General features: G+C 58.8%; 27 protein-coding genes. All 27 read left to right on the top strand.

The features are described 5' to 3' along the window. The first annotated feature begins 55 nt into the window (after positions 1–55). The 27 genes from rpsG to rpsM all read left to right on the top strand — a co-directional run bounded on the left by rpsG (position 56) and on the right by rpsM (position 16,682). On the top strand, positions 56–526 hold the full coding sequence (rpsG, locus tag J2T09_RS21935) for a 30S ribosomal protein S7 (protein ID WP_306838549.1): 471 nt from the start codon (positions 56–58) through the stop codon (positions 524–526). Between the two features lie 33 nt (positions 527–559). Further along, positions 560–2,659, top strand: a complete 2,100-nt coding sequence (gene fusA / locus J2T09_RS21930; protein WP_306838545.1) for an elongation factor G — start codon at positions 560–562, stop codon at positions 2,657–2,659. Between the two features lie 97 nt (positions 2,660–2,756). After that, positions 2,757–3,932, top strand: a complete 1,176-nt coding sequence (tuf, locus tag J2T09_RS21925) for an elongation factor Tu (RefSeq protein ID WP_306838543.1) — start codon at positions 2,757–2,759, stop codon at positions 3,930–3,932. 315 nt (positions 3,933–4,247) lie between these two features. Then, positions 4,248–4,556, top strand: a complete 309-nt coding sequence (gene rpsJ, locus J2T09_RS21920; RefSeq protein ID WP_003507767.1) for a 30S ribosomal protein S10 — start codon at positions 4,248–4,250, stop codon at positions 4,554–4,556. Positions 4,557–4,592: 36 nt separating this feature from the next. Then, complete coding sequence (gene rplC / locus J2T09_RS21915; RefSeq protein WP_306838540.1) at positions 4,593–5,234, top strand: 50S ribosomal protein L3; 642 nt, start codon at positions 4,593–4,595, stop codon at positions 5,232–5,234. A 13-nt stretch (positions 5,235–5,247) separates the two neighbouring features. Further along, on the top strand, positions 5,248–5,868 hold the full coding sequence (gene rplD / locus J2T09_RS21910) for a 50S ribosomal protein L4 (protein WP_306838535.1): 621 nt from the start codon (positions 5,248–5,250) through the stop codon (positions 5,866–5,868). Further along, on the top strand, positions 5,865–6,158 hold the full coding sequence (locus J2T09_RS21905; protein WP_306838533.1) for a 50S ribosomal protein L23: 294 nt from the start codon (positions 5,865–5,867) through the stop codon (positions 6,156–6,158). The genes rplD and J2T09_RS21905 overlap by 4 nt, the downstream gene beginning before the upstream one ends. A 12-nt stretch (positions 6,159–6,170) precedes the next feature. After that, entirely contained in the window at positions 6,171–7,007 is an 837-nt protein-coding gene (rplB, locus tag J2T09_RS21900) for a 50S ribosomal protein L2 (RefSeq protein ID WP_153352827.1), read from the top strand. A gap of 15 nt (positions 7,008–7,022) precedes the next feature. After that, positions 7,023–7,301 (top strand): 30S ribosomal protein S19, encoded by a 279-nt coding sequence (gene rpsS, locus J2T09_RS21895; protein ID WP_007531666.1) that lies wholly within the window; start codon positions 7,023–7,025, stop codon positions 7,299–7,301. A 2-nt stretch (positions 7,302–7,303) separates the two neighbouring features. After that, a complete protein-coding gene (rplV, locus tag J2T09_RS21890) occupies positions 7,304–7,693 on the top strand; it encodes a 50S ribosomal protein L22 (RefSeq protein ID WP_306838472.1) in 390 nt (129 codons plus the stop codon). Beyond that, positions 7,693–8,430 carry a 30S ribosomal protein S3 gene (gene rpsC, locus J2T09_RS21885; RefSeq protein ID WP_306838470.1) on the top strand — a complete coding sequence of 246 codons (738 nt, stop codon included), beginning with the start codon at positions 7,693–7,695 and terminating at the stop codon, positions 8,428–8,430. The genes rplV and rpsC overlap by 1 nt, the downstream gene beginning before the upstream one ends. Before the next feature lie 38 nt (positions 8,431–8,468). Continuing rightward, positions 8,469–8,882 (top strand): 50S ribosomal protein L16, encoded by a 414-nt coding sequence (gene rplP, locus J2T09_RS21880; RefSeq protein ID WP_093000489.1) that lies wholly within the window; start codon positions 8,469–8,471, stop codon positions 8,880–8,882. Positions 8,883–8,894: 12 nt separating this feature from the next. After that, a complete protein-coding gene (gene rpmC, locus J2T09_RS21875; protein WP_132273298.1) occupies positions 8,895–9,095 on the top strand; it encodes a 50S ribosomal protein L29 in 201 nt (66 codons plus the stop codon). 11 nt (positions 9,096–9,106) lie between these two features. Then, a complete protein-coding gene (gene rpsQ, locus J2T09_RS21870) occupies positions 9,107–9,343 on the top strand; it encodes a 30S ribosomal protein S17 (RefSeq protein ID WP_306838467.1) in 237 nt (78 codons plus the stop codon). Between the two features lie 236 nt (positions 9,344–9,579). Beyond that, positions 9,580–9,948 (top strand): 50S ribosomal protein L14, encoded by a 369-nt coding sequence (gene rplN / locus J2T09_RS21865; protein ID WP_003495199.1) that lies wholly within the window; start codon positions 9,580–9,582, stop codon positions 9,946–9,948. 12 nt (positions 9,949–9,960) lie between these two features. Next, complete coding sequence (gene rplX, locus J2T09_RS21860) at positions 9,961–10,269, top strand: 50S ribosomal protein L24 (protein ID WP_112731758.1); 309 nt, start codon at positions 9,961–9,963, stop codon at positions 10,267–10,269. Further along, positions 10,262–10,819, top strand: coding sequence for a 50S ribosomal protein L5 (gene rplE / locus J2T09_RS21855; protein ID WP_306838464.1), 558 nt, complete (start codon positions 10,262–10,264; stop codon positions 10,817–10,819). Before rplX ends, rplE begins: the two co-directional genes overlap by 8 nt. Before the next feature lie 33 nt (positions 10,820–10,852). Next, positions 10,853–11,158 carry a 30S ribosomal protein S14 gene (rpsN, locus tag J2T09_RS21850; protein WP_306838462.1) on the top strand — a complete coding sequence of 102 codons (306 nt, stop codon included), beginning with the start codon at positions 10,853–10,855 and terminating at the stop codon, positions 11,156–11,158. A 12-nt stretch (positions 11,159–11,170) separates the two neighbouring features. Continuing rightward, entirely contained in the window at positions 11,171–11,569 is a 399-nt protein-coding gene (gene rpsH, locus J2T09_RS21845; protein WP_112731752.1) for a 30S ribosomal protein S8, read from the top strand. 42 nt (positions 11,570–11,611) lie between these two features. After that, positions 11,612–12,145 (top strand): 50S ribosomal protein L6, encoded by a 534-nt coding sequence (rplF, locus tag J2T09_RS21840; RefSeq protein WP_306838459.1) that lies wholly within the window; start codon positions 11,612–11,614, stop codon positions 12,143–12,145. A 12-nt stretch (positions 12,146–12,157) separates the two neighbouring features. Next, on the top strand, positions 12,158–12,520 hold the full coding sequence (gene rplR, locus J2T09_RS21835) for a 50S ribosomal protein L18 (protein ID WP_306838457.1): 363 nt from the start codon (positions 12,158–12,160) through the stop codon (positions 12,518–12,520). Between the two features lie 125 nt (positions 12,521–12,645). Beyond that, a complete protein-coding gene (rpsE, locus tag J2T09_RS21830; RefSeq protein WP_306838455.1) occupies positions 12,646–13,212 on the top strand; it encodes a 30S ribosomal protein S5 in 567 nt (188 codons plus the stop codon). A gap of 14 nt (positions 13,213–13,226) precedes the next feature. After that, on the top strand, positions 13,227–13,436 hold the full coding sequence (gene rpmD, locus J2T09_RS21825) for a 50S ribosomal protein L30 (RefSeq protein ID WP_054158113.1): 210 nt from the start codon (positions 13,227–13,229) through the stop codon (positions 13,434–13,436). Positions 13,437–13,446: 10 nt separating this feature from the next. Next, a complete protein-coding gene (gene rplO / locus J2T09_RS21820; RefSeq protein ID WP_306838451.1) occupies positions 13,447–13,923 on the top strand; it encodes a 50S ribosomal protein L15 in 477 nt (158 codons plus the stop codon). 233 nt (positions 13,924–14,156) lie between these two features. Next, positions 14,157–15,497: a preprotein translocase subunit SecY gene (gene secY / locus J2T09_RS21815; protein ID WP_306838449.1), complete on the top strand. Its 1,341-nt coding sequence runs from the start codon at positions 14,157–14,159 to the stop codon at positions 15,495–15,497. Beyond that, the gene (locus J2T09_RS21810) at positions 15,494–16,078 is read left to right on the top strand and encodes an adenylate kinase (protein WP_306838447.1); all 585 of its coding nucleotides are present in this window, start codon (positions 15,494–15,496) and stop codon (positions 16,076–16,078) included. The genes secY and J2T09_RS21810 overlap by 4 nt, the downstream gene beginning before the upstream one ends. Positions 16,079–16,313: 235 nt before the next feature. After that, positions 16,314–16,682 carry a 30S ribosomal protein S13 gene (gene rpsM, locus J2T09_RS21805; RefSeq protein WP_132273308.1) on the top strand — a complete coding sequence of 123 codons (369 nt, stop codon included), beginning with the start codon at positions 16,314–16,316 and terminating at the stop codon, positions 16,680–16,682. Positions 16,683–16,699: the final 17 nt, after the last annotated feature.

The following is a 16,699-nucleotide window of genomic DNA, read 5'->3' as shown; positions in this document are numbered from 1 at the left end:
GCTGCGCGAGGTTCTCCGCGTGATAAAGCACCGCAACCATTGAGAGACGGAACGTATGTCCAGACGTCATAGTGCAGAGAAGCGTGAGATCAACCCGGATCCGAAGTTCGGTGATCTGGTCGTCACGAAGTTCATGAATGCCATCATGCTTCATGGCAAGAAGTCGGTTGCCGAAAGCATCGTTTACGGTGCCTTCGATAGCGTGCAGGCAAAGGCCAAGGCTGAGCCGCTGGCGATCTTCCATCAGGCGCTCGAGAATATCGCGCCGCATGTTGAAGTACGCTCGCGCCGCGTTGGTGGTGCAACCTACCAGGTCCCGGTCGACGTTCGTCCGGAGCGCCGTCAGGCGCTGGCCATCCGCTGGCTGATCACTGCTGCCCGCAAGCGCAACGAGACCACCATGGTTGACCGCCTGTCCGGTGAACTGATGGATGCCTCGAACAACCGTGGTTCCGCTGTCAAGAAGCGCGAAGACACGCACAAGATGGCCGACGCCAACCGCGCCTTCTCGCACTACCGCTGGTAATCTTAACCGATCGAATTTCGAAAGGCAGTCATTATGGCTCGCGAATATAAAATCGAAGACTACCGCAACTTCGGTATCATGGCGCATATCGACGCCGGCAAGACCACGACCACCGAGCGTATTCTCTATTACACCGGCAAGTCGCACAAGATCGGTGAAGTTCATGACGGCGCTGCCACCATGGACTGGATGGAGCAGGAGCAGGAGCGTGGCATCACGATCACGTCCGCTGCCACCACGACCTTCTGGAAGGGCCGTGACGGCAAGATGCGCCGCTTCAACATCATCGACACCCCCGGCCACGTTGACTTCACCATCGAAGTCGAGCGTTCGCTGCGCGTGCTCGACGGTGCGGTCGCTCTTCTCGATGCCAACGCCGGCGTAGAGCCGCAGACGGAAACCGTCTGGCGTCAGGCTGAGAAGTACAACGTTCCGCGCATGATCTTCTGCAACAAGATGGACAAGACCGGCGCGGACTTCTACCGCTCGGTCGAGATGATCAAGACCCGTCTTGGCGCCACCGCAGTTGTCATGCAGCTCCCGATCGGTGCAGAAACCGAATTCAAGGGCGTTGTCGACCTGGTTGAGATGAATGCTCTCGTATGGCGCGACGAATCGCTCGGCGCTGCATGGGACGTTGTCGAAATCCCGGACGACCTGAAGGAAAAGGCTGCCGAATATCGCGAAAAGATGATCGAGACTGTTGTCGAGATCGACGAAGAAGCGATGGAAGCCTACCTGAACGGCGACATGCCGGACAATGACAAGATCCGTGAACTGGTTCGCCGCGGCACGATCGACGTCAAGTTCCACCCGATGTTCTGCGGTACCGCGTTCAAGAACAAGGGCGTACAGCCGCTGCTCGACGCCGTCGTCGACTATCTGCCGTCGCCGGTCGATATCCCGGCCATCAAGGGCATCGACTTCAAGACCGAAGCCGAAATCGAGCGTCACGCTGACGACGCCGAGCCGCTCTCGATGCTGGCGTTCAAGATCATGAACGACCCCTTCGTCGGTTCGCTCACCTTCGCACGTATCTACTCGGGCAAGCTCGAAAAGGGTTCGTCTGTCATCAACACGGTCAAGGACAAGCGCGAGCGCGTCGGCCGTATGCTGCAGATGCACTCCAACTCGCGCGAAGACATCGAAGAAGCCTTTGCAGGCGACATCGTTGCTCTTGCCGGCCTCAAGGAAACCACCACTGGCGATACGCTCTGCGATCCGCTGAAGCCGGTTATCCTCGAGCGCATGGAATTCCCCGAGCCGGTCATCCAGATCGCGATCGAGCCGAAGTCCAAGGGCGACCAGGAAAAGATGGGCCTCGCGCTCAATCGCCTCGCTGCTGAAGACCCGTCGTTCCGCGTCAAGACCGACCAGGAATCCGGCCAGACGATCATCGCCGGCATGGGCGAACTTCACCTCGACATTCTCGTTGACCGTATGCGTCGCGAGTTCAAGGTTGAAGCCAACGTCGGTGCTCCGCAGGTTGCCTACCGCGAAACCATCACGCGTCTGCACGAAGAAGACTACACGCACAAGAAGCAGTCCGGTGGTACCGGTCAGTTCGCGCGCGTCAAGCTCGTATTCGAACCGAACCCGGATGGAGAAGATTTCGTCTTCGAATCCAAGATCGTCGGCGGTGCTGTTCCGAAGGAATACATCCCGGGCGTTCAGAAGGGTATCGAAAGCGTTCTGTCTTCCGGTCCGCTGGCTGGCTTCCCGATGCTGGGCGTCAAGGCGACCCTCATCGACGGCGCCTTCCACGATGTCGACTCGTCGGTTCTCGCCTTCGAAATCGCATCGCGTGCCTGCTTCCGTGAAGCTGCCAAGAAGGCCGGCGCTCAGCTGCTTGAGCCGATGATGAAGGTCGAAGTCGTAACGCCGGAAGACTATGTCGGTGACGTTATCGGCGACCTGAACTCGCGTCGTGGCCAGATCCAGGGCCAGGAACAGCGCGGCATCGCGATCGTCATCAACGCTCACGTTCCGCTTGCGAACATGTTCAAGTACGTCGACAACCTGCGCTCCATGTCCCAGGGCCGCGCGCAGTACTCGATGACCTTCGATCACTACGCACCGGTTCCGTCGAACGTCGCGACCGAAATCCAGGCAAAGTATTCCGGTCAGAAGTAATCGGACTACGACACCAGACTACGCCCCGGTCTCAAAACCGGGGCGATCACACAAGAATTAGGGCCCCAAACGGCCCACATAAAATGGAGAGCCTGCAATGGCAAAGAGCAAGTTTGAGCGTAACAAGCCGCACGTGAACATCGGCACGATCGGCCACGTCGACCACGGCAAGACGTCTCTGACGGCAGCGATCACGAAGTTCTTCGGCGAGTTCAAGGCGTACGACCAGATCGACGCTGCTCCGGAAGAAAAGGCACGTGGCATCACCATCTCGACGGCACACGTCGAATACGAGACCCCGAACCGCCACTACGCGCACGTTGACTGCCCCGGCCACGCCGACTACGTCAAGAACATGATCACCGGTGCCGCACAGATGGACGGCGCGATCCTGGTTTGCTCGGCCGCTGACGGCCCGATGCCGCAGACCCGCGAGCACATCCTGCTTGCTCGTCAGGTTGGCGTTCCGGCTCTGGTCGTGTTCCTCAACAAGGTCGACCAGGTCGACGACGAAGAACTGCTCGAGCTCGTTGAACTCGAAGTTCGCGAACTGCTGTCGTCCTACGACTTCCCGGGCGACGAAGTTCCGGTTGTCAAGGGTTCGGCTCTGGCCGCTCTGGAAGATAGCAACAAGGCCATCGGTGAAGACGCCGTTCGCAAGCTGATGGAAGAAGTCGACGCCTACATCCCGACGCCTGAGCGTCCGATCGACCAGCCGTTCCTGATGCCGATCGAAGACGTGTTCTCGATCTCGGGTCGTGGTACGGTTGTGACTGGCCGCGTCGAGCGCGGTATCGTCAAGGTTGGCGAAGAAGTCGAAATCGTCGGCATCAAGGACACTTCGAAGACGACGGTTACCGGCGTTGAAATGTTCCGCAAGCTGCTCGACCAGGGCCAGGCCGGCGACAACATCGGTGCACTCGTTCGCGGCGTTGACCGTAACGGCGTCGAGCGTGGCCAGATCCTGTGCAAGCCGGGCTCTGTCAAGCCGCACAAGAAGTTCATGGCTGAAGCCTACATCCTGACGAAGGAAGAAGGCGGCCGTCATACGCCGTTCTTCACCAACTACCGTCCGCAGTTCTACTTCCGCACGACGGACGTGACCGGTATCGTTTCGCTGCCGGAAGGCACGGAAATGGTTATGCCGGGCGACAACGTCACGGTTGAAGTCGAGCTGATCGTTCCGATCGCGATGGAAGAAAAGCTGCGCTTCGCTATCCGCGAAGGCGGCCGTACCGTCGGCGCCGGCATCGTTGCCTCGATCATCGCTTAATAGGTGAGGGCGCCGGAAACGGCGCCTTTATCCTTTTATTCATGCTTTTTTCATGCGCAGGGGCGGTAAACCCTTGCGCATGACATAAAAATGTAGCAGATGGCGCGTGAGCGCAGTGAGATGAGGCTTCGGCCTTCGAATCGTCTGCTGCAAATCAATATAAAGGTGGGTCCTGAAGGGCCCGAAGACTGGAAAGAGCCACGGTTCGCCGGGGTTTCTCTCGATCTTTGACACCGGTGGTCCCGCCTTTAGGTAAGAAGAGCCCGTACGCTATCTTCATGTGTACGGATAACAAGATAACAAGGATAACGTCGAATGAACGGCCAAAATATCCGCATTCGCCTTAAGGCATTCGATCATCGTATTCTCGACGCTTCCACGCGCGAGATCGTGTCGACGGCGAAGCGCACCGGAGCTAGTGTCCGGGGCCCCGTTCCGCTTCCGACTCGCATCGAGAAGTTTACGGTCAACCGGTCTCCCCACGTCGATAAGAAAAGCCGCGAGCAGTTTGAAATGCGCACGCATAAGCGCCTGCTCGACATCGTCGATCCGACGCCCCAGACAGTCGATGCTTTGATGAAGCTCGACCTCGCCGCTGGTGTCGACGTGGAAATCAAGCTCTGAGACCTGCGTCTCGGGTGAGTGAGAAGGATTGAACCGATGCGTTCAGGTGTAATTGCACAGAAAGTTGGGATGACCCGCGTCTACAACGACGCCGGCGAGCATATCCCGGTAACGGTACTGCGCATGGAAAACTGCCAGGTGGTAGCCCAGCGTACCGATGAAAAGAATGGCTATACGGCTGTCCAGCTTGGTGCTGGTACTGCCAAGGTCAAGAACACGAGCAAGGCTCTGCGCGGTCATTTTGCCGTTGCTGAAGTCGAGCCGAAGGCGAAGCTCGTCGAGTTTCGCGTCTCCACCGACAACCTCATCGATGTCGGCTCCACGCTGACTGCGAGCCACTTCTCCGCCGGCCAGCTGGTCGACGTGACGGGTACCTCGATCGGTAAGGGTTTTGCCGGTGCCATGAAGCGCCACAACTTTGGTGGTCTTCGCGCGACCCACGGTGTGTCCGTTTCGCACCGCTCGCACGGTTCGACTGGTAACAACCAGGATCCGGGCAAGGTCTGGAAGGGCAAGCGCATGGCTGGTCACATGGGTTCGACCCGCGTTACCACGCAGAACCTGGAAGTTGTATCCACCGACGAAGATCGCGGTCTGATCCTCGTAAAGGGTGCAGTCCCCGGTTCGAAGGGCGCTTGGATCATCGTCCGCGATGCCGTCAAGTCGGCTGCGAAGTAAGGGAGCCAAGCAAATGGAATTCAACGTCAAGACCCTCGAGGGTAAAGACGCCGGCAAGGTTTCCCTGTCCGACGCGATCTTCGGCCTCGACCCGCGCGAGGACATCCTCGCCCGTATGGTTCGCTACCAGCTCGCCAAGAAGCAGCAGGGTACGCACCAGTCGCTGACCCGCGGTGAAGTTTCCCGCACCGGCGCAAAGATGTTCAAGCAGAAGGGTACGGGCCGCGCTCGTCACCATTCGGCTCGCGCTCCGCAGTTCCGCGGCGGTGGTAAGGCCCACGGTCCGGTTTCGCGCAGCCACGCATTCGACCTTCCCAAGAAGGTTCGTGCGCTTGCTCTGCGTCACGCCCTGTCGGCCAAGCTGAAGTCTGAAGATCTGATCGTTATCGATGACCTGGTTGCTGCTGAAGCAAAGACCAAGGGCCTCGTCGGCACGTTCGCTTCGCTCGGCCTGACCAACGCGCTGTTCATCGGCGGTGCCGAACTGGACGGCAACTTCAAGCTCGCTGCCCAGAACATCCCGAACGTGGACGTTCTGCCGGTACAGGGCATCAATGTTTACGACATCCTGCGTCGCGGCAAGCTCGTGCTTTCCAAGGCTGCGGTTGAAGCCCTCGAGGAGCGTTTCAAGTGACCGATATTCGCCACTACGACGTGATCGTCTCTCCGTCGATCACTGAAAAGTCGACGCTGGTATCCGAGCAGAACCAGATCGTCTTCAACGTTGCCAAGACTGCCTCCAAGCCTGAAATCAAGGCTGCTGTGGAAGCTCTCTTCGGCGTAAAGGTCACTGCCGTCAATACGCTGGTCCGCAAGGGCAAGACGAAGCGCTTCCGCGGTTTCGTCGGCAAGCAGAAGGACGTCAAGAAGGCTATCGTGACGCTCGCCGAAGGCCAGTCCATCGACGTGTCCACGGGCCTCTGAGGGAATTAGATCATGGCATTGAAAAGCTACAATCCGACGACCCCGAGCCAGCGCCAGCTGGTCATCGTCGACCGTTCGGGCCTCTGGAAGGGCAAGCCGGTCAAGTCGCTGACGGAAGGTCTGTCCAAGAGCGGCGGTCGTAACAACAACGGTCGTATTACTGCCCGCTTCATCGGCGGCGGTCACAAGCGTACCTACCGTCTCGTTGACTTCAAGCGTCGCAAGTTTGACGTTGAAGGCACGGTCGAGCGTCTGGAATACGACCCGAACCGCACCGCGTTCATCGCGCTCGTCACCTACACGGACGGCGAACAGGCCTACATCCTCGCTCCGCAGCGACTCGCTGCCGGCGACAAGGTCATCGCTTCCAACAAGGCTGTCGACGTGAAGCCGGGCAACACCATGCCCCTGCAGTACATCCCGGTTGGTTCGATCGTTCACAACGTCGAAATGAAGCCGGGCAAGGGTGGCCAGATCGCTCGTTCGGCTGGCACCTACGTACAGCTCGTCGGCCGCGATGCCGGCATGGCTATCCTTCGTCTGAACTCTGGTGAGCAGCGTCTCGTCCCGGGTTCGTGCCTCGGTACCGTTGGTGCCGTATCCAACCCGGACCACGGCAACATCAACGACGGCAAGGCCGGTCGTACCGTTTGGCGTGGCAAGCGTCCGCATAACCGCGGCGTCGTCATGAACCCGGTCGACCACCCGCACGGTGGTGGTGAAGGTCGCACCTCGGGTGGCCGTCATCCAGTGTCGCCTTGGGGCAAGCCCACCAAGGGCAAGCGCACGCGCTCGAACAAGTCCACGGACAAGTTCATCATGCGCTCGCGTCACGCTCGTAAGAAGTAAGAGGGAAGTCAGGAAATGGCTCGTTCAGTATGGAAAGGCCCGTTTGTTGACGGCTATCTTCTCAAGAAGGCTGAGAAGGTGCGCGAAGGCGGACGTGCAGAAGTTATCAAGATCTGGAGCCGTCGCTCCACGATCCTGCCGCAGTTCGTTGGTCTGACGTTCGGCGTCTACAACGGCAGCAAGCATGTACCGGTCAGCGTCAATGAAGACATGGTCGGTCACAAGTTCGGTGAGTTCTCCCCGACCCGTACCTATTACGGTCACGGTGCGGACAAGAAGGCGAAGAGGAAGTAACCATGGCGAAGGCTAAGACCGAACGCCGGCTGAAGGACAACGAAGCACAGGCAGTCGCCCGCACGCTTCGCGTCAGCCCGCAGAAGCTCAACCTCGTCGCTGCCATGATCCGTGGCAAGAAGGTTGAACGCGCCCTGGCAGAGCTGGAATTTTCGCGCAAGCGCATTTCCGGCCAGGTGAAGAAGACTCTCGAGTCCGCTATCGCCAACGCCGAAAACAACCATGACCTCGACGTCGACAGCCTGGTCGTTGCGGAAGCATACGTCGGCAAGTCGATCACCATGAAGCGTTTCCACGCTCGTGGTCGCGGCCGCGCCTCGCGCATTGAAAAGCCGTTCGCGCATCTGACGATCGTCGTTCGCGAAGTCGAGGAAAAAGGGGAGGCCGCATAATGGGTCAGAAAATCAATCCTATCGGTTTCCGCCTCGGCATTAACCGTACCTGGGACAGCCGTTGGTTCGCCGACAACGCCGAATACGGCCAGCTGCTCCACGAAGACCTGAAGATCCGCGCTTACCTGATGTCCGAGCTGAAGCAGGCCGGCATCGCCAAGGTGGTCATCGAGCGTCCGCACAAGAAGTGCCGCGTCACGATCCACTCGGCTCGCCCGGGTCTGATCATCGGCAAGAAGGGTGCAGACATCGAGAAGCTCCGCAAGGCGATCTCGACGATGACCTCTTCGGAAACGCACCTCAACATCGTTGAAGTTCGCAAGCCGGAAATCGATGCCACGCTGGTCGGTCAGTCGATCGCCCAGCAGCTCGAGCGCCGCGTGGCTTTCCGCCGTGCGATGAAGCGTGCCGTTCAGTCGGCCATGCGTCTCGGCGCCGAAGGCATCAAGATCACCTGCGCAGGCCGTCTCGGCGGTGCAGAAATCGCTCGTACCGAATGGTACCGCGAAGGTCGCGTTCCGCTTCACACCCTGCGTGCAGACATCGACTACGGTACGGCTGAAGCCTCGACCGCATTCGGCATCTGCGGCATCAAGGTCTGGATCTTCAAGGGCGAAATCCTTGAGCACGATCCGATGGCTTCCGAACGTCGTGGCCTTGAAGGCGACGCACAGGGTCCGGCAAGCCGCGAACGTAACGATCGTGGCGACCGTCGCCGCGAACGCGAAAACGCTTGATTATCGCTGGCGAAAGATAAGCTCGGAGAAGTAAGAAAATGTTGCAGCCAAAGCGTACCAAGTATCGCAAGCAGTTCAAGGGCCGCATCAAGGGCGTCGCAAAAGGCGGCTTTGACCTGGCATTCGGTGAATTCGGCCTGAAGGCTCAGGAACCGAACCGCGTGAACGCTCGCGAGATCGAAGCGGCTCGCCGCGCGATCACCCGTTACATGAAGCGCGCGGGTCGTGTATGGATCCGCGTCTTCCCTGACGTCCCGGTAACTGCCAAGCCCACCGAAGTTCGTATGGGTAAGGGTAAGGGTTCTGTTGAATACTGGGCTTGCAAGGTCAAGCCTGGTCGTATCATGTTCGAGATCGACGGCGTTTCGGAAGAAATCGCGCGCGAGGCACTCCGCCTCGGTTCTGCCAAGCTCTCGGTCACGACGCGCTTTGTTCAGCGCATCGCAGAGTAAGGAGAAGGCACGATGAAAGCCGAAGAAGTACGCGGCCTGACGGCCGATCAGCTCAAGGATAAGCTCGCTGACCTGAAGAAAGAGCAGTTCAATCTGCGCTTCCAGAAGGCAACGAACCAGCTTGAGAAGAGCTCCCGCATCAACGAAGTCCGCAAGGACATCGCTCGCGTGAAGACCATTGCCCGCCAGAAGGCGGCAGAAGCCAAGGCCTAAGGAAGAATAATATGCCAAAACGCATTCTGCAGGGCGTAGTCGTTTCCGACAAGAACGAGAAGACCGTTGTTGTCCGCGTCGAGCGCCGATTCGCCCATCCGCTGCTTCAGAAGACGGTTCGCCGTTCGAAGAAGTACAAGGCGCATGACGAAGCCAACCAGTACAAGATTGGTGATATCGTTTCCATCGAGGAATGTGCACCGATCTCCAAGGACAAGACCTGGAAAGTCATTTCTGCCCAGGCTTAAGCCCACAGACTTGCGGCAGGCCCTTGCGTCTGCCGCAAAAACCTGTATGAAGCAGCCCATCGGCTGAGAACGCCCGGTTTACGGGCGTTCTTTTTGCTTTGCAGCGCAGGGAAGGTCCCCTCTCGGGAAACCGCCTTGGCAAGACCCAACCCGCGCGAAAAATGAAAATATGTCCATGGCCGGAATAGGGGGCTTTGCGCCCAACCGTTCCGGTCCTTACGAGAAGGCGACCTGACATGATTCAGATGCAAACAAACCTCGACGTGGCGGATAATTCCGGCGCGCGTCGTGTCATGTGCATCAAGGTGCTGGGCGGCTCCAAGCGCAAGTACGCTTCGGTCGGCGACATTATCGTCGTTTCGATCAAGGAAGCCATCCCGCGCGGCCGCGTCAAGAAGGGCGATGTGATGAAGGCGGTGGTCGTTCGTACCGCCAAGGACATCCGTCGCGCAGACGGCAGCGTCATCCGCTTCGATAACAACGCAGCGGTCCTCATCGACAACAAAAAAGAGCCGATCGGCACCCGTATCTTCGGACCGGTTCCGCGCGAACTTCGTGCGAAGAACCACATGAAGATCATCTCGCTGGCTCCCGAAGTACTGTAAGGAGCGAGAACCATGCAGAAGATCAAGAAGGGCGACAACGTCGTCGTACTCACCGGCAAGGACAAGGGTCGTACCGGTGAAGTCCTCCAGGTTCTGCCGAAGGAAGACCGTGCGGTCGTCGGCGGCATCAACATGGTGAAGCGCCACCAGCGTCAGACGCAGACGCAGGAAGCTGGCATCATCAACAAAGAAGCATCGATCCACCTGTCGAACATCGCGATCGTCGCGAAAGACGGCAAGCCGACCCGCGTTGGCTTCTCCGTCGTCGACGGCAAGAAGGTTCGTGTGGCCAAGCGTACGGGAGATGTGATCGATGGCTGAGTCCAAGTACGAGCCGCGGCTCAAGACCGAATACGTTACCCGCATCCGCGCAGCGCTGCAGGAACAGTTCTCGTTCGCTAATGAAATGATGATCCCCAAGCTGGACAAGATCGTCATCAACATGGGCGTTGGTGAAGCAACCGCCGATTCGAAGAAGCCCTCCGTGGCTGCTGCGGATCTGGCCGCTATCGCCGGCCAGAAGCCGGTCATCACCAAGGCTCGCAACTCCATCGCCGGCTTCAAGGTCCGCGAGCAGATGCCGATCGGCGCGAAGGTTACCCTGCGCGGCGCCCGCATGTACGAGTTCATGGATCGCCTGGTCAACATCGCGCTGCCGCGCGTTCGCGACTTCCGCGGCCTGAACCCGAAGTCCTTCGACGGCCGTGGCAACTTCGCCATGGGCTTGAAGGAACACATTGTGTTCCCGGAGATCAACTACGACAAGGTTGATCAGATGTGGGGCATGGACATCATCGTTTGCACGACGGCTACCAGCGACGACGAAGCACGGGCTCTTCTGAAAGAGTTCAACTTCCCGTTCCGCACGTAACCGTAACGACAAGCGTTTTAAAGGAACTACGATATGGCGAAAACCAGCGCAGTTGAAAAGAACAAGCGCCGCCGCAAGACGGTTGCCGCACACGCTGAAAAGCGTGCTGCTCTCAAGGCAATCATCATGGACCAGGCTCTTCCGATCGAAGAGCGGTTCAAGGCTTCTGTCAAGCTCGCTTCCCTGCCGCGTGACGGCTCGAAGACGCGCATCCGCAACCGTTGCGAAGTCACCGGTCGCCCGCGCGCTTTCTACCGTAAGCTCGGAATGTCGCGTATCGCGCTTCGTGAGCTTGGTAACTCCGGCAAGGTGCCGGGCATTGTTAAGTCGAGCTGGTAAGGAGATCGTTAGATGACCATGACTGATCCCTTGGGCGATATGCTCACCCGCATCCGCAACGGCGCAGCCCGTCGCAAGAACACCGTTTCGACGCCGGCTTCCAAGCTGCGCGCTCGCGTTCTCGATGTTCTTCAGGCTGAAGGCTACATCCGCGGTTACACTGAAACCGACTTCGGTAACGGCAAGGCCGAGATCGAAATCGAACTGAAGTACTACGAAGGCGCATCCGTGATCCGTGAGATCGGCCGCGTTTCGAAGCCGGGCCGCCGAGTTTATGTCTCGGTCAAGTCCATTCCGCAGGTCGCGAACGGCCTCGGCATTACCATCCTTTCGACTCCGAAGGGCGTAATGGCCGATCACCAGGCTCGCGAACAGAACGTAGGCGGCGAGGTTCTTTGCTCGGTCTTCTAAGACTGGGCAAGGATCTCCATAACGGACAGACAGGATAACAAAATGTCTCGTATCGGTAAAAAGCCCGTTCCGGTTCCTGCAGGCGTGACGGCTACCGTCGACGGCCAGAAGATCACCGCGAAGGGTCCTAAGGGCGAACTTTTCTTCGTTGCTAACGACGAAGTTAAGGTCGAGTTCAACGACAACGCTGTTTCGGTGACCCCGGTCAACGATTCGAAGGATGCTCGTTCGAAGTGGGGCATGTCCCGCACGATGATCGAAAACATCTTCACGGGCGTTAAGGACGGTTACGAGCGCAAGCTCGAAATCAACGGCGTCGGTTACCGCGCGGCCATGCAGGGCAAGAACCTGCAGCTGGCACTCGGTTTCTCCCACGATGTCGTCTATGAAGCCCCTGAGGGCATCACCATTGCCGTGCCGAAGCCGACGGAAATCGTCGTCACCGGCATCAACAAGCAGCAGGTCGGTCAGGTTGCCGCGGAAATCCGCGAATACCGTGGTCCCGAGCCCTACAAGGGCAAAGGCGTCAAGTACGCTGGGGAACGGATCGTCCGCAAGGAAGGCAAGAAGAAGTAAGGACGAGCGATCATGGCTACCAGAAAAGAAGCACTCACAAAGCGTGCGAGCCGTGTTCGCCGCCAGATCAAGAAGGTCGCAAACGGCCGTCCGCGTCTGTCGGTTCACCGCTCGTCCAAGAACATCTACGTACAGGTCATCGACGACGTGGCCGGCCGCACGCTTGCAGCCGCATCCACGCTCGACGCAGGCCTGCGTGGCTCGCTGAAGACCGGCGCCGACGTTGCAGCAGCTGCTGCCGTTGGTAAGCTCGTTGCAGAACGCGCCGCCAAGGCTGGCGTGAAGGAAGTCGTGTTCGATCGCGGCGCCTTCATCTACCACGGCCGTATCAAGGCACTGGCTGAAGCTGCCCGCGAAGGCGGTCTGAGCTTCTAATCAATTTTCGCCCGGTCTTCCTGAATAGGGGAGGCCGGGCGAAATGCGGTTTCTCCGCACCACCCAGTTCTTCTGGGTTATCTTTAACCTGCCGTTCTACCCGCAAAAGAAAAAGGACAAGGACAATGGCACAGGAAAGAAAGGGCCGTGACGATCGTCAGGGCCGTGAAGAACGCGATAGCGAATTCGTCGACAAGCTGGTCGCGATCAATCGCGTGGCCAAGGTTGTCAAGGGCGGCCGTCGCTTCGGTTTTGCTGCTCTCGTCGTCGTTGGCGACCAGAAGGGCCGCGTTGGCTTCGGTCATGGCAAGGCTCGTGAAGTGCCGGAAGCTATCCGCAAGGCAACTGAATCCGCCAAGCGCGACCTGATCTTCGTACCGCTGCGTGACGGCCGTACTCTGCATCACGACGTTCATGGCCGCCACGGCGCCGGCAAGGTTCTGCTGCGCTCCGCAAAGGCTGGTACCGGTATCATCGCCGGTGGCCCGATGCGCGCCGTTTTCGAAACGCTGGGCATGCACGACGTCGTTGCAAAGTCGACCGGTTCGTCGAACCCGTACAACATGATTCGTGCGACGTTCGATGCCCTCAAGCACCAGGTGCATCCGAAGGATGTGGCTGCTCAGCGTGGCATGAAGTATGCTACTCTGCAGGCTCGCCGCGCCGCTTCCGGCAATGCGTCGGAAGAATAAGAGGAGTCTGACACATGGCTAAGGCTACGAAGAAGACTGAAGCAAAGACGGTTACGATCGAACAGATCGGATCGCCTATTCGCCGTCCGGCCGTCCAGCGCGCTACGCTGGTTGGTCTGGGCCTCAACAAGATGCACCGGGTTCGCACGCTGGAAGACACTCCTTCCGTTCGTGGCATGATCCGGGCCGTCCAGCATCTCGTCCGCGTCGTCGACGAGAAGTGAGGGTTTGATCATGAAACTGAATGAGATCAAGGACAACGAAGGCGCTTCCAAGGACCGTATCCGCGTAGGTCGCGGTATCGGTTCTGGCAAGGGCAAGACCGGTGGTCGCGGCGTCAAGGGTCAGAAGGCCCGTTCCGGCGTTGCCATCAACGGCTTCGAAGGCGGTCAGATGCCCATCTACCGTCGTCTGCCGAAGCGCGGCTTCAACAACATCTTCGCTTCTGAATTCACCACCGTTTCGGTTGGCCGTATTCAGACCGCGATCGATGCCAAGAAGCTCGATCCGAAGGCAACGATCGATGCTGCTGCCCTCAAGGCTGCCGGCGTCATCCGTCGCCTCAAGGACGGCGTTCGCATCCTGTCGGACGGCGAACTGACGGCAAAGGTTTCGATCGAAGCCGCCGGCGCCTCCAAGGCTGCTGTCGAGAAGATCGAAAAGGCTGGTGGCTCGATCAAGCTGCCGGCTGTCGAAACTGCCGCAGAGTAAAACCTTTGAAATCGCCCGGAGTGAGCTTCACACCGGGCGATTTTATGTCCATATGTGAGCCTCACGATCCCAGGGCAGTCCGGCCGGTCAGCTTACCGGGATCAAACGGAAAAGCGGGTGAGGCAGGCGATTGCTGACAAGCGGTTCGCGCCCCCGACTTTCTGAAAACAGAATCAAGACTACGGTCCGGTTTGGCTTTTCGCCGCCGGTCACAGGGTCGGGCGGAGAATTCCATGGCTTCAGCAGCTGAACAACTGGCCTCAAATCTGAATTTTTCAACCTTTGCCAAGGCAGAGGACCTCAAGAAGCGCCTGTGGTTTACGCTGGCCGCTCTTCTCGTGTACCGCCTCGGTACGCATATCCCGCTTCCGGGCTTGAACCCTGAAGCCTATGCGGCTGCCTTTCAGGGCCAGTCGGGTGGCATTCTCGGCCTTTTCAACATGTTTTCGGGCGGCGCCGTCGAGCGCATGGCGATTTTCGCGCTCGGCATCATGCCTTACATTTCCGCGTCGATCATCGTGCAGCTGATGACCTCGGTCGTGCCTTCGCTGGAAGCCTTGAAAAAGGAAGGCGAACAGGGCCGCAAGATCATCAACCAGTACACCCGTTACGGCACCGTTCTTCTCGGCACGCTGCAGGCCTATGGCATTGCGGTCGGCCTCGAAAGCGGGCAGGGGCTCGTGCTCGATCCGGGCTGGTTCTTCCGCATCGCCACCGTCGTGACGCTGCTCGGCGGCACCATGTTCCTGATGTGGCTGGGTGAACAGATCACGTCGCGTGGTCTCGGCAACGGCATTTCGCTGATCATCTTTGCAGGTATTGCCGCCGGTCTCCCGAGCGCGCTTGCCAACACGCTTGAGCTTGGCCGTACCGGTGCGCTGAATACCGGTCTCATCCTGCTAGTGGTTCTCGTTGCCATCGGCGTCATCGGGTTGATCGTGTTCGTCGAGCGCGCCCAACGTCGCCTTCTGATCCAGTATCCGAAGCGCCAGGTCGGCAACCGCATGTTCCAGGGCGATACCTCGCACCTGCCGCTGAAGCTCAACACTTCGGGCGTCATTCCGGCGATTTTCGCTTCCTCGTTGCTGCTTCTGCCGGCAACGGCCGCCGGCTTTGCCAGCAATAACGAATTGCCTGAATGGGCAACCATGGTGATCTCGGCGCTCGGCCACGGCCAGCCGGTGTTCATGCTTCTGTATGGCCTGCTGATCGCCTTTTTCGCATTCTTCTACACGGCCATCGTTTTCAATCCCAAGGAAACGGCGGACAACCTGAAGAAACATGGCGGCTTCATTCCGGGCATTCGTCCGGGTGAGCGTACCGCTGAGTATATTGACTACGTACTGACCCGCATCACGGTTGTCGGCGCTGTCTATCTCGTCTTCGTCTGCACTCTGCCCGAGCTTCTGATTGCCCGTACCGGCATTCCATTAGCCCTTGGTGGTACTTCGCTTTTGATTGTCGTCAGTGTAACCCTTGATACGGTCGCACAGATCCAGGGACACCTCATTGCGCAGCAGTATGAGGGCCTGATCAAGAAGTCGAAACTGCGCGGAGGAAAGAGGGGACGATGAGACTGATTTTTTTGGGACCGCCCGGGGCGGGCAAGGGCACCCAGGCCAAGCTTCTGACGGAGAGATACGGTATTCCGCAGCTCTCCACCGGTGACATGTTGCGCGCGGCCAAGGCTGCGGGCACTGAAATCGGACTGAAGGCCAAGGCTGTCATGGATGCCGGCCAGCTGGTCTCCGACGACATCGTCAATGCGATCGTCGCCGAGCGTGTGGAAGCAGATGACTGCGCGAAGGGTTTTATCCTCGACGGTTATCCGCGCACCGTGCCGCAGGCTGTTGCGCTCGAAAAGATGCTCAAGGACAAGGGGTGTCCGCTGGACGCCGTCATAGAGCTGAAGGTCGACGAAGAGGCTCTGATGGGCCGAATCGAAAACCGCGTTGCCGAAACGATCGCCGCCGGCGGTGAGGTTCGCGCCGACGACATGCCGGAAGCTTTCAAGAAGCGCCTGGTCGAATACCGCGAGAAGACCGCGCCGCTTTCGGCGCATTACGCTTCGACCGGTCAGCTGAAGACGATCGATGGCATGGCCGATGTGAAAACGGTCACCGCCGAAATCGAAAAGGTCCTCTCCGCTCTTTAAGAGCGTAGGGGACTGTTAAAGAATCTTGGCGGAGCCGGTTGCTTTCGGGCAGTGATTCCGCTAAACACCGCGCCAACTCGCGACATTTCTGCGATCGGCGCGGTATTCCCGCAAGGGAAGCCGGGTCCGATCGTTTCGACGTGTTCCGGATCGAATTTGAACTGGTGGCCGCTTTCAGGCCGCTATCATGAACAAGCACCACTTGCCGGATGGCAACTGGAAAAGGAGAGCAGACGTGGCACGTATCGCTGGCGTCAACATCCCGACTGCGAAGCGCGTTGTTATCGCGCTGACCTACATTCACGGGATTGGTCCGAAGTTCGCGCAGGAAATCATGGAGAAGACTGGTCTTCCCGCTGATAAGCGCGTCCATCAGCTGACGGATTCTGAAGTCCTTCAGATCCGCGAAACCATCGACCGCGATTACCAGGTCGAAGGTGACCTGCGTCGCGAAACCGCGATGAACATCAAGCGCCTCATGGACCTCGGTTGCTACCGTGGTCTGCGTCACCGTCGTGGCCTTCCGGTCCGCGGTCAGCGCACGCACACCAACGCTCGTACCCGCAAGGGTCCGGCCAAGGCGATTGCTGGTAAGAAGAAGTAATTTCCGGGAATCCGGAA

The organism is Neorhizobium huautlense (genome assembly GCF_030811685.1).
In the GTDB taxonomy this organism is placed as follows: Bacteria; Pseudomonadota; Alphaproteobacteria; order Rhizobiales; family Rhizobiaceae; genus Neorhizobium; species Neorhizobium huautlense_A.
This window is presented reverse-complemented; position numbering and strand designations above follow the sequence as displayed.